This window comes from Flavivirga eckloniae (assembly GCF_002886045.1).
In the GTDB taxonomy this organism is placed as follows: domain Bacteria; phylum Bacteroidota; class Bacteroidia; order Flavobacteriales; family Flavobacteriaceae; genus Flavivirga; species Flavivirga eckloniae.
In genome coordinates this window covers 3,079,783-3,103,711 of record NZ_CP025791.1, presented here as the reverse complement: position 1 = coordinate 3,103,711, position 23,929 = coordinate 3,079,783, and the positions used below count along the sequence as shown (strand labels likewise).

The 23,929-nt window shown below is 35.3% G+C and carries 20 protein-coding genes; 2 read left to right on the top strand and 18 right to left on the bottom strand.

Annotated elements, in window-relative coordinates; translation table 11 throughout:
- Window positions 1–109 precede the first annotated feature (109 nt).
- The 7 genes from C1H87_RS12795 to pdxA all read right to left on the bottom strand — a co-directional run bounded on the left by C1H87_RS12795 (window position 110) and on the right by pdxA (window position 6,361).
- A complete protein-coding gene (locus C1H87_RS12795; protein WP_102756191.1) occupies window positions 110–1,225 on the bottom strand; it encodes an NAD(P)/FAD-dependent oxidoreductase in 1,116 nt (371 codons plus the stop codon).
- 133 nt (window positions 1,226–1,358) lie between these two features.
- Window positions 1,359–2,711 (bottom strand): acetyl-CoA carboxylase biotin carboxylase subunit, encoded by a 1,353-nt coding sequence (gene accC / locus C1H87_RS12790; protein WP_102756190.1) that lies wholly within the window; start codon window positions 2,709–2,711, stop codon window positions 1,359–1,361.
- A gap of 86 nt (window positions 2,712–2,797) precedes the next feature.
- Complete coding sequence (gene accB / locus C1H87_RS12785) at window positions 2,798–3,280, bottom strand: acetyl-CoA carboxylase biotin carboxyl carrier protein (RefSeq protein ID WP_102756189.1); 483 nt, start codon at window positions 3,278–3,280, stop codon at window positions 2,798–2,800.
- A 22-nt stretch (window positions 3,281–3,302) separates the two neighbouring features.
- The gene (locus tag C1H87_RS12780; RefSeq protein WP_102756188.1) at window positions 3,303–4,304 is read right to left on the bottom strand and encodes a beta-ketoacyl-ACP synthase III; all 1,002 of its coding nucleotides are present in this window, start codon (window positions 4,302–4,304) and stop codon (window positions 3,303–3,305) included.
- Window positions 4,305–4,485: 181 nt separating this feature from the next.
- Entirely contained in the window at window positions 4,486–4,686 is a 201-nt protein-coding gene (rpmF, locus tag C1H87_RS12775; RefSeq protein WP_072400476.1) for a 50S ribosomal protein L32, read from the bottom strand.
- A 9-nt stretch (window positions 4,687–4,695) separates the two neighbouring features.
- Window positions 4,696–5,241, bottom strand: a complete 546-nt coding sequence (locus C1H87_RS12770) for a YceD family protein (protein ID WP_102756187.1) — start codon at window positions 5,239–5,241, stop codon at window positions 4,696–4,698.
- A 79-nt stretch (window positions 5,242–5,320) separates the two neighbouring features.
- Window positions 5,321–6,361, bottom strand: coding sequence for a 4-hydroxythreonine-4-phosphate dehydrogenase PdxA (pdxA, locus tag C1H87_RS12765; protein WP_102758258.1), 1,041 nt, complete (start codon window positions 6,359–6,361; stop codon window positions 5,321–5,323).
- Window positions 6,362–6,586: 225 nt separating this feature from the next.
- Here pdxA and C1H87_RS12760 point away from each other — a divergent pair, with 225 nt between their 5' ends.
- Window positions 6,587–7,177, top strand: a complete 591-nt coding sequence (locus C1H87_RS12760) for a riboflavin synthase (RefSeq protein ID WP_102756186.1) — start codon at window positions 6,587–6,589, stop codon at window positions 7,175–7,177.
- A 7-nt stretch (window positions 7,178–7,184) separates the two neighbouring features.
- On the opposite strand, the gene C1H87_RS12755 is transcribed toward C1H87_RS12760, so the two are convergent.
- From C1H87_RS12755 to C1H87_RS12705, 11 genes are all read right to left on the bottom strand, one after another.
- The gene (locus tag C1H87_RS12755) at window positions 7,185–7,382 is read right to left on the bottom strand and encodes a PID-CTERM protein-sorting domain-containing protein (RefSeq protein ID WP_102756185.1); all 198 of its coding nucleotides are present in this window, start codon (window positions 7,380–7,382) and stop codon (window positions 7,185–7,187) included.
- A gap of 433 nt (window positions 7,383–7,815) precedes the next feature.
- Window positions 7,816–9,399, bottom strand: coding sequence for a M81 family metallopeptidase (locus tag C1H87_RS12750; RefSeq protein WP_102756184.1), 1,584 nt, complete (start codon window positions 9,397–9,399; stop codon window positions 7,816–7,818).
- A gap of 41 nt (window positions 9,400–9,440) precedes the next feature.
- Entirely contained in the window at window positions 9,441–10,073 is a 633-nt protein-coding gene (locus tag C1H87_RS12745) for a copper homeostasis protein CutC (RefSeq protein WP_102756183.1), read from the bottom strand.
- Window positions 10,070–12,739 carry a GH92 family glycosyl hydrolase gene (locus C1H87_RS12740; protein ID WP_102756182.1) on the bottom strand — a complete coding sequence of 890 codons (2,670 nt, stop codon included), beginning with the start codon at window positions 12,737–12,739 and terminating at the stop codon, window positions 10,070–10,072. Before C1H87_RS12740 ends, C1H87_RS12745 begins: the two co-directional genes overlap by 4 nt.
- Before the next feature lie 33 nt (window positions 12,740–12,772).
- Window positions 12,773–14,161 (bottom strand): hypothetical protein, encoded by a 1,389-nt coding sequence (locus C1H87_RS12735; RefSeq protein ID WP_102756181.1) that lies wholly within the window; start codon window positions 14,159–14,161, stop codon window positions 12,773–12,775.
- Window positions 14,162–14,400: 239 nt separating this feature from the next.
- Window positions 14,401–15,462 (bottom strand): mannonate dehydratase, encoded by a 1,062-nt coding sequence (locus tag C1H87_RS12730; protein WP_102756180.1) that lies wholly within the window; start codon window positions 15,460–15,462, stop codon window positions 14,401–14,403.
- Between the two features lie 221 nt (window positions 15,463–15,683).
- Window positions 15,684–16,736 carry a lactonase family protein gene (locus tag C1H87_RS12725; protein ID WP_102756179.1) on the bottom strand — a complete coding sequence of 351 codons (1,053 nt, stop codon included), beginning with the start codon at window positions 16,734–16,736 and terminating at the stop codon, window positions 15,684–15,686.
- Between the two features lies 1 nt (window position 16,737).
- On the bottom strand, window positions 16,738–17,505 hold the full coding sequence (locus tag C1H87_RS12720; RefSeq protein WP_102756178.1) for an enoyl-CoA hydratase/isomerase family protein: 768 nt from the start codon (window positions 17,503–17,505) through the stop codon (window positions 16,738–16,740).
- 1 nt (window position 17,506) lies between these two features.
- Window positions 17,507–18,658: an extracellular solute-binding protein gene (locus C1H87_RS12715; protein ID WP_102756177.1), complete on the bottom strand. Its 1,152-nt coding sequence runs from the start codon at window positions 18,656–18,658 to the stop codon at window positions 17,507–17,509.
- A 7-nt stretch (window positions 18,659–18,665) separates the two neighbouring features.
- Window positions 18,666–19,466, bottom strand: coding sequence for an SDR family NAD(P)-dependent oxidoreductase (locus C1H87_RS12710; RefSeq protein ID WP_102756176.1), 801 nt, complete (start codon window positions 19,464–19,466; stop codon window positions 18,666–18,668).
- 1,032 nt (window positions 19,467–20,498) lie between these two features.
- Window positions 20,499–21,269 (bottom strand): nucleoside deaminase, encoded by a 771-nt coding sequence (locus C1H87_RS12705; protein WP_102756175.1) that lies wholly within the window; start codon window positions 21,267–21,269, stop codon window positions 20,499–20,501.
- Window positions 21,270–21,663: 394 nt separating this feature from the next.
- Here C1H87_RS12705 and C1H87_RS12700 point away from each other — a divergent pair, with 394 nt between their 5' ends.
- Window positions 21,664–23,739, top strand: a complete 2,076-nt coding sequence (locus C1H87_RS12700; RefSeq protein WP_102756174.1) for a hypothetical protein — start codon at window positions 21,664–21,666, stop codon at window positions 23,737–23,739.
- The last annotated feature ends 190 nt before the right edge of the window (window positions 23,740–23,929 follow it).

The following is a 23,929-nucleotide window of genomic DNA, read 5'->3' as shown; positions in this document are numbered from 1 at the left end:
AAATACATCTTCATGGGGCAATAAACCCTGCTTACTTCCGATAAAATTTTTTGTTATAATAGTTAGTTTGTATTAACTGTGAATCTGGGTTTCCAATAGTTTTTTGTTATTAAACCTCTGTTAAATCTGCCAATTCTTTGCCAACCAAACTACCAATAGCAACTCCCATACCTCCCAAACGAACACCACAAAACACATTGTTAGATACTTGTTTTACTATAGCCTTTTTCCGACTTCCTAATCCCATAATACCACTCCATCTATGATCGATTTCAAAGTCAGTTTCAGGTAAAATAACTGTTTTTAAAAGCGTTTCTAATTTGTTTTGTATTAAACTTGTTTGGTTAAACTCGGTGGTTTCTTCTCCTTCAAAATCCAGATGTCTACCTCCACCCAGCAATATTCTATCATCAATATTCCTAAAGTAGTAGTACCCTCTATTTAAGTGAAAAGTACCCTTTATATGAAGGTTTTTAATGGGTTTCGTAATCAATACCTGTGCTCGAGCCGGTTTTACATCCTCATCCAATAAATTCAGCGCAAAACCATTGGTAGCTATTAATAATTTAGACGTAGAAAACTCGAACCGATTAGTTCTTACTTTTACTTTATTAATGCTTTCTGAGAAGCTTTTAACAGTAATACCATTGAGAATTTTTATTCCTTTTTTTAGTACAAGACCCATTAAAGATTCCATCATTTTACCTGTATCAATTTGCCCTTCAAATTGATTGAAAATATATTGGTTTTTTACATTCTGAAACTTGAAGCTATTTGGAGTTATACTAAATACAGAATCTTTAAAAATAGGATAAAGTAAATGATTAATGTGTTCTATTTTTGGAAGACATTGTTCAAATAAATCGTCTTGTTTAGTGAACAGCTCATAGCCTCCAAGTTCTTCATAGTTCATGGCTTTATCGCCTAAAGTTTGACGTAATAATTGCAGACCGTCAACACGTTTTTTCACAAGTTCAAAAACCTCCTTTTCGGTATGCGAACTTAAGTCATCAAGAATTTCACTTATGCTACCAAAACAAGAAAACCCTGCGTTTTTAGTACTTGCTCCCTGAGGTAAAATACCTTTTTCCAATATCAGGATGTTGGCTATAGGAAAACGTTCTTTTAAATATAAAGCACAGCTCAAACCAACAATGCCGCTACCTACTACAGTAAAATCTATGTGAGTAAACCAGCTTTTAATTTCCCAATACGATAGCTCCATATTACAAAGTTACAGCTTTCAAATCAGGAAAGAAAACTCTTTCTGGCAAATAAGAATAAACTCATTTCATTTTTATTTAAAAAAATAAAGGCAAAAAAAACTCCGAAATTGCTTTCGGAGTTTGATATATAATTTATTCTTCTACTTCTTTTTCTATTACAAAGTCTTCCATAAACTTAGTGGTGTAATTACCAGCTAAATAGTCTGGATGATCCATAAGCTGCCTATGGAATGGAATAGTTGTTTTTATACCTTCTATTACAAACTCATCTAATGCCCGTTTCATTTTATTAATAGCTTCTTCTCTTGTTTGCGCCGTTGTAATCAACTTAGCAATCATAGAATCGTAATTTGGTGGTATGGCATATCCTGCATAAACATGAGTATCTAAACGCACACCATGCCCTCCTGGAGCGTGTAATGTAGTTATTATCCCTGGTGATGGTCGGAACCCATTAAATGGATCCTCTGCATTTATACGACATTCTATAGAATGCAATTTAGGTGTATAATTCTTTCCAGAAATAGGCACTCCTGCCGCTACTAATATTTGTTCACGTATTAAATCGAAATCTATCACCTGTTCGGTTATAGGATGCTCAACCTGAATACGTGTGTTCATTTCCATGAAATAGAAATTGCGGTGCTTATCTACAAGGAATTCTATCGTTCCTGCACCTTCATATTTAATATATTCTGCTGCTTTAACAGCTGCCTCTCCCATTTCGTTACGAAGCTTTTTCGTCATAAATGGAGATGGTGTCTCTTCTGTTAGTTTTTGGTGACGACGTTGTACTGAACAGTCTCTCTCTGATAAGTGACATGCTTTTCCTCTAGAATCTCCAACAACCTGAATTTCGATATGTCTTGGCTCTTCAATAAGCTTTTCCATGTACATGTCGTCATTACCAAATGCCGCTTTACTTTCTTGTCTGGCCGAATCCCAGGCATCTTTTAAATCTTCTGGTTTCCATACGGCACGCATTCCTTTTCCTCCGCCACCTGCAGATGCTTTTAGCATAACCGGATAACCAGTTTCTACAGCTATCTTTTCACATGCTTCAAACGATTCTATAATACCATCACTTCCTGGAACACATGGTACGCCTGCAGCTTTCATAGTAGCTTTTGCATTCGCTTTGTCTCCCATTCTATCGATCATCTCTGGCGAAGCACCAATAAATTTTATTCCATGCTCTTCACAGATTTTTGAAAATTTAGCATTTTCTGATAAAAACCCATATCCAGGATGTATAGCATCGGCATTAGTAATTTCTGCTGCTGCTATAATGTTAGACATCTTTAAATAAGATTCACTACTTGATGGTGGTCCTATACAAACCGCTTCATCTGCAAATTTAACGTGCAAACTTTCCTCGTCTGCAGTCGAATAAACAGCTACTGTTTTAACCCCCATCTCTTTACAGGTTCTAATAACACGTAGTGCTATCTCACCTCTATTGGCTATCAATATTTTTTTGAACATAACTTGTTGAATTAAAAATTACAAATTCCAATCGCCAAATTCCAAACACTGGACTTTGAGATTTGTATATTGGAATTTTTAATAGGTTATGATGGGTCTACTAAAAATAATGGTTGATCGAATTCAACTGGTGAAGAATCATCAACTAATATTTTTACTATTTTTCCTGAAACTTCAGATTCTATTTCGTTGAAAAGTTTCATTGCTTCAATGATACATAGTACATCACCTTCGGCAATGGTTTGTCCAACCTCAACAAATAATGGTTTATCTGGTGATGGTTTTCTATAAAAAGTCCCAATTATTGGGGATTTAATTGTAATATATTTTGAATCGTCTGTAGCTGCAGGTTCACTTGCTTGTGGTGTAGCCTCTGTAGCAGCAACCGGAGGAACGGCCACAGGAGTTGCTTGAGGAAGGGGAGCTGCAGGAACTTGGTGCACGATGGTTGTATCGGACTCTGATCCTGTTTTAATAGTGATTTTAATATCATCCATCTCTAATTTAACCTCACTTGCACCAGACTTGGCAACAAACTTGATTAAGTTTTGAATCTCTTTTATATCCATAATTTTGCTGATTAGTTAATGGTTAGTTTACTGAATTATACGCCCATTTTAAATAAATAGAGCCCCAATTAAATCCGCCTCCAAAAGCGGCAAATATTATATTATCTCCTTTTTTAAGTTTCGATTCGTAATCGTTTAAAAGCAGTGGTAATGTAGCAGAAGTCGTATTTCCATACTTCTCTATATTCATCATTACCTTTTCTTCTTCTAATTCTATACGTTGTGCTGTAGCGTCTATAATACGCTTGTTGGCTTGGTGTGCCGCCAACCAAGACACGTTGTCTTTATTTAAATTATTTCGTTCCAGAATTTTAACAGTAGCATCTGCCATATTAAATACCGCATTTTTAAACACAGTTCTTCCTTCCTGATAAGCATATTGTCCACCTTCGTCCATAGATTCATGTGTTAGAGGAAATGACGACCCTCCATAAGTAGCTTGTAAAAACTCTCTTCCTGTCCCGTCGCTTCTTAAGTACTCGTCTTGAAGTCCCAAGTTCTCTTCATTTGGTTCAAACAGAACAGCACCTGCTCCGTCTCCAAAAATAATACAAGTAGCTCTATCTTTATAATTTATAATTGAAGACATTTTATCGGCTCCAATTAATAAAACATTTTTGTATCTACCAGATTCAATATAACTCGCGGCTACCGACATACCGAACAGAAAACTCGAGCATGCCGCATCCATATCGAATGAAAAGGCATTAACTGCTCCAATATTGCTTGCTGTATAGGCAGCAGTTGAAGCGGCTTTCATGTCTGGAGTTGCAGTAGCAACAATAATAAGTTCTATATCTTTAGGATCAATACCTTTTTTATCAATAAGGTCTTGGGCAGCTTTAATAGCTAAATAAGAAGTACCTTTCCCTTCGTCTTTAAGAATTCTACGCTCTTTAATTCCTGTACGAGAGGTAATCCATTCATCATTTGTATCAACCATAGTCTCAAGAATTTGGTTGGTTAATACATATTCTGGCACATAAGCACCGACAGCTGTAATTGCTGCTGAAATTTTACTCATAACTTTATAGTTAATTCGACCAAAAAATCACTAAAACTGGACAAAAACATTTAAAATTTTGGTGAAAACTACTAAATTTTGGTGTAATAACACACAAATAAATTGTTTTTGTCTTTATAAAAAACAGGCTATAAAAAAAAACGCTCACAGGGGAGCGTTTAGTTATATGCATGCATAATATTTATGCTACGTTTTCTACTTCTGAGTTGTCAATTAAAACTTGACCTCTATAATATAATTTTCCTTCGTGCCAGTGAGCTCTGTGGTATAGATGAGCTTCTCCTGTAGTTGGACATGTAGCAATCTGTGGCGCAGTTGCTTTGTAATGTGTTCTTCTCTTATCTCTTCTTGTTTTTGAGATTTTTCTTTTAGGATGTGCCATTTTCTATATTTATTTATCCGTTAATAGTTTCTTTAATGTATTCCAACGAGGATCAATATCCTCCTTGTCTTCTTTTTCTTTATCTTCTTTAAGTTCTGGACTTAATTCTTCTAATTTTTCAAGTATGTCTGAATCTAAGGTTCCATCCTCAACTCCAGGGTGTACTCTTTTAGTTGGTACGGCAAGTACAATTAATTCATAAATGTATTGCTGTATGCTAATTTCGTATGTTCCGTGGGGTACTATAAGAATATCAATATCTTCGTCATTATACTCATCTCCAAATTTCACCACCAAATTAAACTCGTTCTCTATAGTTTGATTATATGGTTCGTTTGTTAAATCGCAATTAACATTTACCCATCCTGAAACCTTAAAATGTAATTCAAGTAATGTTGTTTTTTTATTTAACTCAACATCTACTTTAATGTTTACATCATTAAATTCTTCATACTCAAAATGCTCAAAGAACGCTTGTTCAATTTTGTACTCAAAAAGATGTTTCGCTTCTTTTAGCCCTACAAATGCAATTGTAAACTCTTTCAATGGCTTCATTCTGTCATCTATTTTGAGCCTGCAAATATATGAATTTTTATTTATGCAACATTACTTATAAACATTTTTTTGTTTATATCTATTTGTTTGCTTTTTTCAATGGATTTGCGGTAAGCTCTTCATAATCAATTCTGTTCTTATATATATGCATAGCAGTAAAAACGGCTTCCTTAAAAGAACTCGGATCTGCTTCCCCTTTTCCTGCTATTTCATATGCTGTTCCATGGTCTGGCGAAGTTCTTACTTTATTTAACCCAGCCGTGAAATTTACACCCTGTCCGAACGACAATGTTTTAAAAGGAATTAATCCTTGATCGTGGTACGTTGCTATTATAGCATCGAAATTTTTATAATTGCTAGACCCGAAAAAACTATCTGCCGCATAGGGCCCGAAAACTAATTTCCCGTCTTCTCTAATTTTTTTAAGTGTTGGTCTCAACACATTATCATCTTCGCTACCAATTACGCCATTATCGCCAGTATGTGGATTAATTCCCAAAACTGCAATTTTTGGTTTACCCACTTTAAAGTCCCTTTTAAGTGAGTCGTAAACCGTATTAATTTTCTTTACGATTAAATCTTCCGAAATATGCTCTACAATATCCTTTACAGGTACATGATCTGTTAATAATCCTACTCTTAACGATTCGGTTACCATAAACATTAAACTTTCGCCTTCCAGTTCTTGTGCCAAATAGTCTGTATGCCCGGGGAATTTGAAGTCTTCCGATTGAATGTTATGCTTATTTATTGGTGCAGTTACCAAAACATCTATTTCATTCTTTTTTAATGCATTTGTGGCTGACTCCAAAGATTTTATAGCATACTCGCCAATCTTAGGATCTTCTTTCCCAAATTCAATCTTAACTGGGGTATTCCAACAATTTAGCACATTAATTTTTCCTAATGCTAATTGACTTATGTTATTAATATTATGGAAATGAATAGCGGAATTGAAATGGGTTTTGAAAAAATTCATAGCTTTTGCTGATGCAAAAATTACGGGTGTGCAGAAATCTAAAATTCTTGCATCTTCGAATGTTCTTAAAACGATTTCTCCTCCAATACCATTTAAATCTCCTATGGATATTCCTAGTATTATATTTTCTGCTTTCTTCATTAAAATAACAACTTTTGTTTGTAATTTTGGTCTTGTTACCAAATAAGCTCCTTAACAACTTATTATTTATTTCTTTTAGCTCTTATTTCAACACAAAACATAACAATAACTAATGTTATGCTTGGGTTTTCTACTTAATATGAACTAAAAGATTATTCAAAATAATAACGATCGTTTCGAGTTTTGTTTGGCTTGACAAATTTAACCAAATAAACAGAGAAAAGTATGTTTACCGGAATTATTGAAGATATAGGTGTTGTTTCTAATTTAAAAGAGGAGTTGGATAATCTTCACATATCTATTAAAAGCAATATTACAGATGAATTAAAAATCGATCAAAGTGTTGCTCATAATGGTGTATGTTTAACTGTTGTAAGCATAAATGGTGACGAATATACGGTTACAGCTATAAAGGAAACGTTGGACAAAACAAGCCTTAGTACTTTAAAGGTTAACGACAAAGTAAACTTGGAGCGTGCCATGAAATTGGGAGACCGATTAGACGGACACATTGTACAGGGCCATGTAGACCAAACTGCCACTTGCATAAATGTTGAAGAAGCTAATGGTAGTTGGGTATTTACCTTTTCTTATGATTCTTCCCTTAATAACATCACCATTGAAAAAGGCTCTATAACTGTTAACGGAACAAGTTTAACGGTTGTAAATTCTAAAAAAGATACTTTTAGTGTTGCTATTATACCTTATACTTATGAGCATACAAACTTTAATACTTTTAAAGCGGGTACTACTGTAAATTTAGAATTTGATGTTTTAGGTAAGTATGTTGCCAAGCTAGTAGAACTAAACAAGTAAGTCGAAATTAATGATTATTCTTAATCATTAACTTTCTTATTCCATAAAATAAAGCGAATACCATACCTAATAGTACGCCACCATCAATTGGAAGTCCTGGTGGTGGTCCACTAGGCGGAGGCGGAGGCGTTGTTTGTGCCATGCTAACAAAACTTATTAACATGAATAAGGTTGAGGCTAATATTCTTTTATTTTGTTCAGTCATATGGGTCACAAAAATATTAAAAAAAGTGAGCTAGCAAAAAAAACATACTAATATTCATAAAAAAACACCCATAAAGTGCAATATATTATCGATGAAAAGCAATTTTTAGTTAAAAATTAAGTAAAATCTGTCAATTACCATTTTTGTTAAAAAAAGTATAAGTACACAAAAAATAATCCCATTTATTTTATGAGGCAAATATATACAATGTTAATGAAATAAGTAAATTAAAATTGAAACCTATGATTATTAATTACTTATAGTTAACGTAAAATTAAATTTATATTAAACAATCCTTAACCATAAAGACTTCTGGCTTATAAATACCATATCGTTTTATAAGGTTAGGAAACCAACTGTTAATAAATTAATTTTCTAACCTTGCCAATTTTCTTTATCTGTCTCGTTATTAGTAATAATCTGACAACTCTTTTTATTTAGAAGAAGTAGGAATCCATCTAACACTTAAATCAACATCAATCATGTTAGAATCCAATGGAAACATCGGTCGTTTTATACGCTTATACCCTAGTCTGTACAAATCTTGGTCTACGCCTCCCGGTGTTAACGCCATAACCCAATCTCCTCTCATATTATATAGCTCTGGCACTAGATAGCCTATTTTTACTACCACGATATCGGCCTCTCGAGGATTAAGTCCTAATTGGGTAAAATCGCGTTCATAATGATAAGGTTTACGCTTTTTGGTTACAATAACCGAAATGTTACCGACTTCTACCACGACCTCAACTTCAGCATGTTTATCGCCCTCTCTTATAGCCTTTATTGTTCCTTCTAATAGAATAGGTGGTGCAAATCGATTGTCTACTTCGGCTCCAACCGGTGCTTTTACTATTGTTCCGATACCTAATTTTAACACTTGTTCTATAAGTTTTGGTCCTGGGATGGAGGCATAAATAAGCGATTTGCCTTCTTGCTTTTTAAAAGTTTCCTTTTTTAAGAGCTCATTGAGCGTCCATGTAACATCACCTGCTCCTCCTGCTGTGGGGTTATCTCCCATATCACTCATCATAAACGGTTTTTTATCACTTTCAATAGCCATTTGTAATGCCGTTTCAAATGGCTCGGTAGGTGCTACAAACTCAAATTCATTCCTTACCTCCCAAAAACTATTGGCCAAACTTTCTGCCGATGTTTTTACTTTTTCCTTGTCATCACCTGTAACCATAACAACAGCATGGTTTCTTGGCTCGTCGGCCCAAGCATATCCTACCCAAATAGCTGCATCTATAATGCCTTCTTTGGCAGCTATAGGCGCAACCTTAGCATAAAGGCTTTTTCCCGGTTCAATCCTAGTGCTGGTTTTTTCTCCTGGTAGTAAGATCGGGACCGGAATCCATGCTTTATAAGCTGGTTTACCTTTCCCGTTCTTTAAGCGTTCCAACAGATTGGTTAAAGCTCTTCGTTTCGATTCCATGGCATCTTCATGTGGTGCCAATCGATAGCAAGTAATCAAATCGGTATTTTGAGCCAATCGTTCAGAAACATTACCGTGTAAATCCATACATGTAGAAATTACACAATCGTACCCTACTATTTCTCTAATTTGTTTAAGCATATCACCTTCAGGGTCATCTAAACCTTCCACACTCATAGCCCCGTGTATATCAAAAAACAATCCATCATAAGGTAGATTGGCACGTAAGCTCTCCAGAGTTTTAGCCATAAGGGACTCATAAGCTTCCTTAGTTACAATGCCTCCGGGAAGTGCATGCCCTTTCACTGCCGGGAAATACTCTGCCTGCTTTCTAACCAATGAATCTGCATTTAAAAACGAAAAATAGCTATAAACATCCTCGCCATGAAGTGCATGAAAGGCTTCTTCAGTACTCTTTGCTGGTGAAAACGTACTCGACTCAATACCCAAACCTGCTATGGCAACTCTAGGAAGTTCTTTATTTTTCTGATCTGATTTTTTTCCGCAGCCTGTTATGAACAAGATTGCCAACAAACATAAGCTTTTGCATTTATAAAAGTTCTTTAGTGTGTGTTTCATAAAAGTGATTATATAAGATTTGTTACGCTTAATATTCAATATTATAATGAGCCAACGATAAGCTTACCATGATAAGCAGAAGATTGAATGGTTTTATGTACTATTCCTATATTCTCCTTGGTCACTTTACCACAAGCAATAATTTGTATACGGTTTTCTGATTTTTTTATAAGTGCTTTAATCAACTCTTGTCCGCCTTTCCACGTTGTGGCTTTACCAGAGGTAAGCAAAGCATCTATTCCTTTTAGATTTATTAAATTATCTAATTCGGTTAATGGGTCTGTTACTACATCTATCGCTTTATGAATTGTTACTTTAAGCGGTGAAGCTATGCGGGTTAACTCTTTAATTGCCGAAAGATCCAATGTATTTTCTTTTGTGGTAATTCCAAAAACCACACCCTCAACTCCTATTTCCTTGCAAAGACAAATGCTATCTTTCATTTGATCCAGTTCTGAATCGGAATAAATAAAATCGCCCTCTCTTGGACGTATAATAACCCTTATTGGTATGTTACAATTCTTGAAAGCAGCCTTAATAATTTCGGGTTCTGGCGTAAGACCATCCAAGTCTAAACGTTCGCAAAGTTCAATGCGATCTGCGCCTTGTTTCTCTGCACGTATTGCTTGATCCAGTCCTTCTACGCAAGCTTCTAGTAAGTACTCTTTTTTCATTTATTATTTTGTAAACCCCAATTTTTATTTGGTTCTGGTCCCATTTCAAAAATCAACTCACCTCCTTGCATTAAATCATTGTGGTGAAACCAACTCAAATTATAAGGCTTTCCATTTAAGGTTGCCGATTGGATATACATATTCTTTTTTGAATTGTTATTCGCAATTATGGTAAACACCTTTCCTTTCCCAACATTTATATCAACCTTATTTAAAACAGGGCTACAAATTTGATATATCGGGTCTCCAGGGTTAGCTGGATAGAAGCCCATTGCACCAAAAACGTACCATGAAGATACTTGACCGCAATCATCGTTACCAGGCAATCCGCCAACATCATTAAAGAAGTATTTGGCTAACATATCCCTAACTACTTTTTGAGTTTTCCACGGCTTCCCAAGACTATTGTACATATAAGGTGCATGCATAGAAAATTCGTCGCCCACATAATACATATCCTTATCAAAGAAGTCGTCCAGATATTCTACTAATTTTTCATCGCCTCCCATAAACTCAGCCAGCCCAGGAATATCGTGAGGTACTAATAAGGTGTGGTTTTTATAATATACTTCTGTGTCGTGGTCTGTACCTTGTGCCCAGACACTAATACTTTTATCAAAAGGAGGTAACCACTCGCCATTTAATTTTTTTCCACGCACCAACCCGGTTTCTTTATCTAAAACATTAATATATCGTTTGGAGCGTTTCATAAAATCGGTATAATGATCTTCTTTGCCTAAAGCTTTCGCCATTTGAGCAATACAATAATCATCGTAAGAGAACTCAAGAGTTCTTGCCACTGGTTCGCCGTAAAATCCGAAAATATCAGTAGGCACATATCCTATGTCATTAAAGTAGTCGATACCTACTCGACCAGAAAACCCTCGATTTCCTTTTTCGGTAGCATTTTTTAACATTGCCTCGAAAGCTAACTCGGCATCAAAACCTCTAATGCCTTTTATATAAGCATCTGTAATTACGGCATCGGCATGAGTTCCCATCATAATACTACGGTACCACGGGTTTGGCCATTTTGGCAACCAACCTCCTTGCTTATACGTGTTTAGCATACCGTTAATAATATCGGTAGTTTCTTCAGGTTTTATGATAACCCATAACGGATGCAACGAACGGAATGTATCCCAAATAGACAAATCGGTATACATGTTTCCTTCGTGTACTTGATAATCGAATGGACTAAAGTATCGTCCGCCTTCATTTAAATTACGTGGGTTTACAAAACATTTTGTTAAGGCTGTATAGAAAATAGATTTATCATCTTCTGAACCTTCAACCTGAATCATATTTAATTCGTTCTCCCAAACTTCGGCACCTTTTGCCACTGCTTTCTTAAAATCGAAATCTGGAAACTCTTCTTCCATATTCGCTCGAGCTTGTGCTATATCGATCAAGGACGTACCAACCTTCATCTTCACTTTTTCCTGATCTTTTGTGGCGAAGGTTACATATACTGCATTTCCATCTGCTCCTTTAAGTGCCATTTGAGGACCTAATTTAGGATCTAATTCTACTGGTTCTGAACATCTAAGATGCATCTCGGTGGTACTTGAACCATCGTAATATTCGATACGTATTTCGTATTTCTCTCCTTTTGTAAGGTTTGCCTTGTGTACGTTTGTACCAGTTGCTCTATACTTCCATTCGTCAATTACCATGTTGCCATTTATATACATTCGCGTACCATCTTTAGTAGTTAATTCAAATGTATGTTCTCCGGTATGTCTTGCAACAAAAGTACCTGTATATCTAGCCGAAAAGAAATCTGCCTTAACACCTTTTGCCGGTTCTTTTAGCCAATCGTAATTCAATTCGGAATGGTTTACAATTACATCCGGTTTCCCTTCTAATTTATCGTTATTGTAATATTCTGCTTTGAATCCTTCCGGAACCAAATTAGCATCTACCACATTTGGCAACATATCTAGATTGTAAACTTCAAATTTTTTATCAAATTTTGCCACAAAGTGATTCTTAAAATGACCAGCGATAACGGTGTAACCTTCTATTTCATTTTTCTCTGGGATCACTTTATAATATCCCGGAACATACACCCCATCAAAAACTACCGATGACGTTTTGGATTCTGGATATGTAAATTGAAAGAATGCTGTTTTAGAAGCTGCTGTAAATTCGGCTTTTATATTGTAATCGTCTAATTTAACCGAATAATAGTGTGGTTTAGCAATCTCGCTATCATGACTAAATTTAGACGCTCGGGCTTCCGCTTCAATGACAACTTCTCCTGTCATTGGCATTAATGACATGGGGCCCCAATCGCCAACTACAGCACCGTTTGGATACCTTGTGCCTCGAAACCCCTGAATTTTTTCCTGATCGTACCAATAAGGAACTGGAACTGTAACTATACGTTCTGTCCATTTAGCAGTTTGTGGTGTCCAATGTGTTAAAGCAGATGGATTTCCTACTATTGGCGATACATAACCCATAGGTTCTTCCGCCTCAGTAACTGTAATATCTGCAATACTGGCTGCTGTACCTACACGTGTATCCACATATCCTAAAAATTCTTTTTTAGCTGGTGTATTTGCATCCCCTTGATTATTACCATCCTTGCAACTATAAAAAGCTGTTACAATAAAACATATCACTATGCTTTTTATAGTATGATTATTGATTAGATTCATGTGTTTATTTATTAGTTAAGTTTTTACAAATTATTATAATGCTTTTATTGCTGCTCCCAATATATCTAAGCCTACTGCCTGGCATACAGCGTTTTTGTTTTTTTCGGGCATATTATCTATATCCCATTTATATACATCGTCTGCTAACCCCCATAGTTTTCGGAACTGCTCTACATATAATTTATCATGCTTTACCGACGTAAATTCTGGCTGAAATTGATTCTTAGCGACATCCCTTGTACACCAAATGGCATCTAGTGTTTTAAAAATAGCGCCATTAATGTTTACGCCAAGTTTAGATTTTTCTTCTTTTGAACCAAGATAACGTACCATGATACCTCGTCCTGCTACATAATCTCTTGCATGTTCTGGACCAAAGCTACACTGGCAAGGTGCTTCTCTAATAATACCATCCACTTCTCCAACTAGAGCATTCTCTACACCTTTTCCTATTAAACGAATGTAACTTTTTGCTTCTTTTTCAAAATCGACAATATCAAAGTCTGGGTTTAAGTTATTCTTTTTAATATATACAGCTAGATCTTCTTTGATTGCAATCACATCACTTAAGGCTGCAACCAACATACCTTGATCGCCTGTCCATACCCATCCTTCTTTCCATGGCGGGTGAATTTTATTGGTATATCCAGAACCTTCAACCATGGCCATAGGACGTTCTTGTACTAAAGCGCCTTTGGTACTTAGTTTCTTTAAAAACTCATACTCTTCTAGTTTAAACCAATTTGTAAACCAAACCCATTGTTGATAAACCATTTCCAGATACTTATCTGTATCTTCTCTATTTTCAGCTTTAGCCGCTCTATAAATACGTGATGAGAGCAGGAACAATAATACATTGGTAACTGTGTTTTTTACTCCTAAGCTATTCCCTCCCGCATCTCCATTTCTGCAACCATGGGGAATTGGTAATGCTGTTTTGGTATGATCGTAAGCTACTTCTTTTTTATATTTCCAGCACAACTCATCTGAAAGATTCCAATATTGGTCGGCTAATGCTACTTCTCCCTGAGCCAACAAAAAGGTTCGGGCGTTTAACCCCATTAATCCCCACCAACCAAAATCGTCTGCCCACATTGTTTCAATATCAACCGATTTAAAAAAGGCTAAATTTTGCACTAACATTTCTACGATCTTGCTATTCATTGCTTCAACCCGGGAATCTTTTGCCCATTGCTTCCGTACTGCGTTTGCAAAAACCAAACAGGCATCGAAAGTATTCCCCCTTTTCCAGAAATCGGGAAAATCCCAAACATTTTCAAAACGCTTAAATGCCAATAGTGCTTGATCTTTTAATGCTCTGTTAATTCCTGATTTACTACAAGACAATGATATAAGAGGTGATAGTCCGGCGAGTGCAATTCCAGAAGCTCCTGTAATTTTTATAAATTTCCGTCTTTTCATTTACTTAAGAATTTATAACCCCGCACTAATCCATTTTAAAAGTTTAATAGTATTGCTACTCATTTTAATTTAAACTTTTGGTTTGTTTTTATTTTCAGTTTGTTTTACTTTAAGCCTAATACAAATACTAGATGTTTTTTTTGGAAGGACACATTAAATGGTTAATGTATCCTCCCTGTCAAAAAATTAAACTCAAATAAGTCTCTTATTGGCTTTTTAAAACCATAGCTACTTATTTTTTATTCTAAAAGCGCTAATGCCGCTTTCATATACCCCATTGCATACGCCATTCCTGCATGCCAAGGGGCATCACAGGTCATTTGAGGTGTGTGATCTGGAATTAAAACCCCTTCAAAATTGTTTTTCTTTAGGATTTTTAAAATTCTAAACATATCTATATCTCCTTCGTCAACAAAAACTTCTTTATAGTTGGGAACTTTTCCAATAATATTTCTAAAATGAATATAGCTAATCTTACCTTGTTTGCTATAGTTGTCTGTTGCTTCGTATACATCTCCTTCGGTCATTTCGGCTATTGACCCCAAACAGAACTCTAAGTTATTCGATGGGCTTGGTTGCATATCAATTAGCTTTTGATACATCTCTGGTTGGTACACTAATCTTGGTGTATTTCTAACATAAGGCATTGGAGGGTCGTCTGGATGCGCCGCCATTTTTACGCCCGCTTCTTCTGCCACAGGTATAATTTCGCTAAGAAAATATTGAAGCCTACGCCAAAGTTCATCATGATCGATTTTTGGCAATGTACCTTCTGGTTCATTTTCGCTATACACCATGTTCCATACCATTCCTTTAGGTATAGGTGTTTCGTCTACAGTACCATCCATCCCCACAGAAACGGCTTCTCCTCTGGCGTAAGGACCTTGACTTCTTGACGCTACTCCTGCCAAAGAAAAATTATATCCAAAAGTGGGAATTCCTGCCTTACCTACATTTCGTATAAGTTGTTTTAAGTTCTCCATTTGGGCTTCTTTTTGAGGTCCGTCCAATAAAATATCATACCAATGTGCAGGATCGAAATTCTCTATGGCTTCTAATTCTAACCCTTGATCGTTAATTTCTTTTTTAATAGTCTTTAGCTCATCCAACGTCCACATTTCATTTGGATTTCCAGCTTTTCCCCAACCTCTTTCTCCTCCTATGGGTTGATCTGCCTTATCTTTATTGTGTCCAAAATAATCTACTAAATGGATCACCAAATGTGTAGCTCCACATTGTTTTGCAAACTTATAGTTTGCTTCATTGAGCATGTGTCTGTATAAGCCAAATCCTAATTTCATTTTTATACCTTTTAATTATAATCTATATTACTTTTTATTTGTTTTAAGTACAGAATTCTTTTAGTATTTCTTCTTCATCTTCGTTTAGTAAAGGTGCCGGCTTATATACTTTTGTGGTGTTTCACTATGCTTGATTTGTGGCCCTTCTATCATCTTATCAAACGTGTTTACTTGCGAACACCAGATATCTTTTTTTAAAAGCGTTTTAATCATTTTGATATTTATTCTGGAAAAACGATACAAACAGGCGATAGAATTTCCTTGCTACGATATGTTTCTGTTAATTTTCCGTCACTTTTAATTTTATAAACTACCGTATCGTGCGAATTTTGATGACAGGCTATTAACCATTTTCCATCTGGAGTAATATTAAATTCCCTTACTTCGTCTCCTCTGGTATATTGATAATCTATAAGCTCTAACTTATCTCTTTTTATATTGAAAATAGTTATGGCTTCTAGTTTTCTATTCGCTGTATATAAAAATGTTCCTTCGGGATGTATTCGTATCGCAGATCCGCTAGGTATTCCTTTGTAATCTTCTGGCAACGCACTATGGGTACTCGTTTCTTTAAACATATCGTTTTCGTATTTTAAAACCGAAACGGTTCCTGTTAGTTCATTAAGCACATAGGCTAAGCTTCCTTCTTTATTAAAGACCATATGTCGAGGTCCGCCTCCTTTGGTTACCAAAATATCTTTTGCTTGGTTAGGCACCAGCTCTGAATCTTGAAAACGATATGCCTTAATGGTATCAATACCCAAATCACAAACGTAAATGTCTCTTTTATTTGGGTGAATTGCAACTTGATGTGCATGAGGCCCTTCTTGCCTTTCTTCATTAATACTCGATCCTACGTGATGGTAGTTTTTTTTAGAACGCATCAGTTCTTTCGATTCGTTCAATGGAAACTGCAAAACATTACCTGTTCCATAACTAGCAACCAATATGTTATCATTATAGGTTTCTATATGGCATGGATAGCCTCCCGAAACAGGTTGTTCGTTTAAAAATTCAAGCGAAAAGTCTTCTTTTATCTTATAGGATTGCACTTTCGGATTATCGCCCATATCAACCTCTGTATTACAATACAAAAATTTATTATCGTTACTAATGGTTAGATAACTCGGGTTTAGTGTATTTTGAGTGTGCAGGGTTATTAACTCACCTGTTTTGGTGTTTAATTGTACCGTGTAAATACCCTGCCCTGTACCTCCAAAATCTGGGGTAATAAACATGGTATAACTGCCTATAAAAAAAGTTAATAGATCCATTTTAAGCTTTATCTATAAAATCTCGAATTGCTTTTTGAGCCTCTTCACTATAATACAGTTCGGATACGGTTTTGCATTCTTCTGCAAGCCTTTGGTTGAACGGTAAATGTGAAAGACTAAGGTGCGCCAATCTTTTTAACTCTTTTATTGCTTTTGAAGGTCTTCTGGTTAGCTTCCCTGCAAAACGCAATGTGTCGTCTTCAAATGTTTTTGCTTCAAATACATGATTTATAATACCCCAATCGAATAATGCTTCTGCTGAATATTGTCCTCCTGTATATAGTATCTCTTTTGCTCGGTTAATCCCTATTTTCTGAATTAAACGTTGTGTGCCACCGCCTCCGGGCACAAGGCTTAAAAAGACTTCCGGAAGTCCCATCTTAGCCTCTTCTGATGCTACTATCATATCGCAGGAGAGGGCTATTTCGAAACCACCACCTAACGCATAGCCATTTACAGCGGCTATCCACGGTTTAGGTGCATTTTCAATCGATTCGTATAATGCTTCACCTCGTTGTTGAAACGATTTGAACTGTTCGGGCGTTTGGCTTCCATATTCTTTAATATCTGCTCCTGCCATAAAAGCCCGGCCTGCTCCTGTAATTACCGCAACTTTTGCTTCATTATTCGAATTGATTTCTTCAATACCGTCAATAATCTCATCCATCGTTTCCCGATTCATTGCATTGAGCTGATCTGGTCGGTTGAATGTTAAAACGCCAATGCCGTTTTCTATCTTTATCTCTATATTCTTGTAATTTTTACTCATGTCAAACAATTGATTGGTATAACTTATTTAACTCTTTCATTAATTTATCTGATGAAATATCCTTTACAATACCATTATGCAATATATCGGCTCCTTGTTCTTGAAACTGGTTCCATCCGGGATATTGCGGACGTACATACGCATTTTCCATTGTTTCAAGTGTGTCTTTAAAGAAGTTATTACATAGTTTATTGTTGTCTTCACTTTTCCAGGCTACCAGATTACCGGGTTGTCCACCATTTTTAGTATAAACGCCTTCCTGAGTTTCGGCTTTCGCCGTGTAACTCACATAAGCTGCTGCTAAAGCAGGATGTTCACATTTAGAAGAAACAGCCAAACCAACTCCTCCAAGTATGCTCGAAACTTTTGTTTTAGGGTTTGTTGGGCTGTTACCAAAACATAGTATGTTTTTTGAGTAACCTGCTCTGGAATAATTGGTATACCCAAATAAATATGGTGAATAAATAATTGTGTTATCGCTTCCCATACTATCTAAAATCTGAATAGGGTTCCAGTTTATAGATTCTGGATGTGCAAATTTAAGGTGATGTTTTAATTCTCTTAAAACAGCACTTCCTATGCTTTCGTCTACTCCAGCTTCGCTAATAAAATCTCCTCCTGAATCTTGGGCACATAATGTTAAAAAAGCACACCATAAATCTGTTGGACACAACGCCCATGCAACTTTATATTCATTAGGTACTTTTTGGTAGAAATTAAGCAACCCTGTACGTGTTTTTGGTAGTTCTAAATTTAATTTCGCTACAAGGTCTGCTCTTGATACCGAAACCAATGCTGCCGCATCGATAGGCAGGGCATACAAGTCACCATTGTAGTTATACGATTTAAAACTTGCTCCTACAGATTGGATTCCTAGCTCTTTTAGAACACCTTCTGATAGCTGCTCATTTAATGGCAGTAAAAGCTTGTTTGTATATGCCTGGCCCATATAAGGGTGATCTATTGTAATTACATCGTAAGTATCGATTAAATTTTCAATAGGCATATCACCAAATTCCTTTAATGAGCGAATATCCCAGTTTATGGTTACTTCGGGGTATATTTTTGTAAATTCTTTAGACGTTGCTCTAAGGGGTTCGTACCCTCTTGGGTGATCCCATGCAATACCTTTTAATGTTATTTTCTTAGACATTTTAGATTTACTTGTTTTTTCTCTCTGGTCTTGGGTCGTACTGTATTGTATGGTTCATATATGCACCATCTATATAGATATCGGTACCATTAACGTAATCTCCCAACTCACTTGCCATAAACGCAACGGTATGAGCTACATCACCAACATTTCCGATTCTTCCTTGCGGAATCCAGTTTTCGAATTTTTCTTTACCGAATTCGGCAATTTCTTCTCTGTTCATTTCGGTAGTTATTGCTCCCGGAGCGATCGAAACTACTCGTATGTTACTTTCTGCTAATTCTAAGGATAAACATTTAGAGAACATTTTAAGCCCACCTTTTGCAGAACAATAGTGTATTAAACCTTTTCTAGGAACGGTGTCGTGAATTGATGAGATGTTTATTATAACTCCTCCTCCTGTTTTTTCCATTCTTTTTCCTGCTTCTTTCGAACATAAAAATGGACCTTTTAAATTAACATTCATAATTTTATCCCATACATCCTCTTCCATATCAAGTACATGTACTACATTTTCTATACCTGCGTTATTGACCAAAATATCTATACCTCCCAGTTCCTTGTCCATTTTCAAGAACATAGCTTTAACTTGAGCACTATCCGATACATCTGCTCCTGCAATACCTGTCTTAACATTATAAGCAGCCTCAATTTCCCGTGCTAATTCTTCAGCCTTTTGTCCATTTCTATTGTAGTTAATAAAAACATCTGCTCCACATGCGGCCATTTTTCTACATATGTCTGCTCCAATTCCTTGGCTTCCTCCTGTTACTAATACTCTTTTGTCTTTTAAGTCAATTTCTATCATAAGTCTATATTTGTTTATTGCATTCTAAAACATTATTTAAAAGTTTGGTTTTGGTTAAAAAGCGTTTTTACCAAAACCTCCATTTCTTCCTTTTTTACTTAGTTGAAAAAATTCAAAATCGGATACACGGGTATTTGATTTTTCAACAATTATAATTTCGCAACCCTTAACCTTGGCTATATTATGCCAAGCGCCAGCGGGAATGTTATAAGTAACACGGACTTCATTAGTTCTACTTCAAATTCTACATTATTTTCTTCTATCTTAGCTAAGAAGTTGCTTGAAAAACAGTGCGAATACTAAAAATAAAATGAGGTATATCTTTTCCGTTGTTATAAAACTTTATTCAGCTCTTATTTCTTAATAGCTTTTAATCTTATACAATAGTTCTTTTTAGATATAACAAACAATTGACACTATTTATACAAGTTTTCAATTTATACAATGTCTGTTTGTAAATCAAAATATTTATAAGTACGACATGACTTAATAGTTAAATGACTTTTCTATGTACTTGTATAAACTTTTCTATTTAAACTGCAGCTCTTTAATTCAATCATTCCACTTTATCTTTAGGAGTTAAAAAAACGTGAATCTTGCTTAAGAATTCAAGGTGCTCCTCCCTTTTAAAAAGGGAGGTGGATCCCGATGAGATCGGGATTCGGAGGATTATATTTGTTTGTTATTTTTAATAAAACTCCTCTTTCTTCCTATTTTTATCAAAATCGAAATTCATTTCTCGGCTTTAATTTAAAGAGGGGAGCACTGTGACTGTAAAAAAATAGTTCTGAAACAAGTCTGGGACACACAACGACATAAATTCTCTTATCCAAGATTCACCTTAAAAAAGTAACGTATCTTCTTATTTTGATATCGAATCATACAAGCATACTAATATTAATGAAGAGCATCCTACATCAATACCTACTAAATTAAACTTAGGCAAGTATGCTATAGAAACATTTGGCTTAGGGGTAAAAAATAATTGATTAGATATTACATAACTGCTAAGGGGCTGTCTTAAATTTATAGTTAATAATCTATGTGCGGTATCACTTTCCATGTATTAAATGCATCAAGTGAGTTGGGAGCACTACACTGATACACTTTCATTTTTCTTTGATGGTAGGGTTTAGAAAGTTCGTTATAAATTGCTTCATCGGAAAACCCCACTCCTTGTACTGCAGAATCATAACGTGTGGCTGAAAAATACAGGTGCTCTATATTCGCCCAGGAAACGGCCGAGAAACACATCGGGCAGGGTTCTGCAGAACTAAATATAACACAATGGGATGTTTTTCCTTGTTGCGGTAATTTGGCTTGTTCCTTTTCTATTTTTGCCAAGTTAAAAACTCCTAAAGAAGCACAAGCACTACGTATCGTCATAACTTCTGCATGTGCCGTAGGGTCTCCTATTGAGGTTACCTGATTGTGGTTCCTCCAGTAACGAATCACCTCATTAGTATCATCATCAATCTGAACAATCACTGCTCCAAACGGCCCTCCTTCTTCTTCAATCGACATTTTCGCCTCTTCGCAAGCCATTTCAATCCATTTATTGCTCTTTATTCTTATTTTATCATAAACTCCGTCTACAATAATATTAGCCGTTTGTGCTGGAAAATATTTGCAATCATCATGGTTTTCCAATGTACATTCAGGAACAAACCCATTCCATGGTTGTGTCGCTAACGGATCTACTTGGTCATGTCCCACATGAAATCTTTCTCCATTTCCTGAAATGGGTTCCGACAGATATGGTTTTCTATCTTTCGAGGCAGTAGAGATGTTTTTCTTTTCCATTATTTTTTCTAAAAATTTAACAATATTAATGCCTATAAAATTTACAATAAATTTGCGACTTATTAAAACTATACTTTAAAAAATAAATGCTTCAACGTACAATCGATTCTTTATAAAACATCCTCTATTAGTCAAATACACCTCCGGATCGATAAAAGTTTTAAGCTTCGTGTTAAGGCTTAAAACTTTTAATAACTATTGTATCAAAACATACGATTGCGAATACGGGTTCGTTACTTTTGTGTAAAATCTAAATCATGAAATTCATCATGTTTTTAATAAAACATAATTGATAGATTTGCATGTTTTTAGAAAACGCACATTAAAAAAGGACAAAACTTATTCGACTTTTATGAAAAAGAAAGCTCGGATTAATTACAATTAAAAACCCCCTATGAAGACAAGTAATGTAATCATTGAGAATCAATATAATAGAACCAGTCTGTTTGAAAAGGAAAACGTTAATTACCTTGTTAGAGTTTTAAAGCGATTTAACACGGCGCCAAAAATAAACAGTATTAATATTATTACTTCTAATACCGAACCTGATCTATTTAAAATTATTCCTAACCGAGCCATTAAAATAGGCTCGTTGTTTTTAGAAAAGCCTGTATTGGCTTTAATTTACTTAAGATATGGTATTGAATGGCAACTTTGGTATAAAGCTTTAGGCGCAGATAAATCCAATACTATTTTATGTGATCTGGCAGCGCTTAAGGTCACTCAAATATTTTATGATTTATTACCAAAAAAGGATAAAGAAAAATTAAAAAATCTTGATTATTATTTAATCGATCTTATCAAAAAAAATGAAGATTTAAATACCGAATCTTTATCGAAATACGAAGCGTTACGACCTTTTCATGGATTAAATAACGTAAACGGCGAATTTAAGGCTTCTTGGGCACCCATTCTTGAAAATCTGGCAAAACCAACCGAATACTTGTTAATGTCTGGTGGCGATCTTAGATTAAATATCGATGAGTTTGAATTGTTAAATAAGTACGGTTGCAGACCATTTCCAAGACCCGAAGCATTTACTTTTGCTTCATCTACTGCTACAAGTGTGTCGAATTTCGCTTTTGACAAAACCGACAAAGCTAGATCGCTATTAATTCAAAATAGCTTAAAAAAAGGGTTTAATGAGACGACCACGGAGTTTTCGGTATCACTGAAAAACAGTCTTAGAAAAATCCTTAACATTAACGATGAGTGTCAAATAATCTTTTCGCCATCGGGTACAGATTCTGCGCTTCAAATCGCAGCCATTACCCAAATTGTTTCCGATAAAGAAATCACTCATGTTTTAGTAGCATCCGATGAAACAGGTAGTGGTGTTCCTGCTGCACTAAAAGGGTGTCATTTTGAAAACACAACCGCCTTGGATCACCCTGTAAAAAAAGGGGATGCAATTGAAGGCTTTAGGGATGTTGATTTGATTAAAATTCCTCTAAAAGACGAAAATGGTGAATTAAAATCATCACTTCAATTAGACGATGAGGTTTTTGATGCTATTTCGAAAACCAACGAGCTAGGAAAACATGTGGTATTACATGTCATGGATCAATCTAAATTAGGTTATCAGTCACCTAGTGAGGATATGATGCAAAAACTAAAAACGCTTGACGATTTATCGATACAAATTATTGTAGATGGATCGCAACTTAGGTTAGACCCTAAAGATCTGCAGAATTATTTAAACAAAGGATATATTGTTACTATAACTGGAAGTAAATATTTTACAGGTCCTCCATATTCTGGAGCATTGATTGTACCAGGAAGTGTTAGCAAATCAATTCAATCTGCAAAAAATACTTTACCAGAAGGTTTAACTTATTATTATAATCATTCCGATTGGCCAGTGTCATGGTTCTGTTCTAAAAATTTATCCGGTGGATTCAATTATGGTTCGCATATGCGTTGGAATGCGGCTATAACCGAAATGGATCGATATTACAAAACTCCTATTTTATACAGGAATTTAGGGATAGAGATGTTTTGTAATTTTGTTGAAGATTCTATAAAAGATTCTACTTTTTTAGAACCGCTTTTTGAAAATGAAACAAAGATTAACACCTATAATAGTGAAGAATTCGGACTTAGAAACATTCGAACTATTTTCCCTTTCTTTATCCGCAAAAACAATGAAGTGCTATCTCTTGACAACGTAAAGAAACTCTATACGCTGTTGAATTCTGATATATCCGATCAGTTTGAAGGGGCTTCCATAGAAATCATCAGGTTAGCCGCTCAAAAGTGTCATATCGGACAGGCCGTTAATGTAAAATATGGCAACGATTTTCAAAGTGCCGTGTTAAGAATTAGTTTGGGTGCCAGAGTTATTTCAGAAAGCTGGGTTAATAGAGATATTAGCCTCTATTTTAGAAATATAGAAGCACAAATGAATCAAGTTACTGTCATTATTAAAAAAATAGAATTGATTCTTAATACGCCTGAATTGTTGGAGTAAACAAGGAACTAAATATTATAGATTAAAAAATTAAGGCTGTGGACTTGCAATTCAATTATTGTAAGTCCACAGCCTTTTGTATGCTAAATTTTTAAAAGCACCTATAACTGTACAGAACCTTTTTAGAAGTGTTCAAATTTCACACTTTGCTCCAGATAGGTTTTTATATCCGCAACAAACACATAAAATA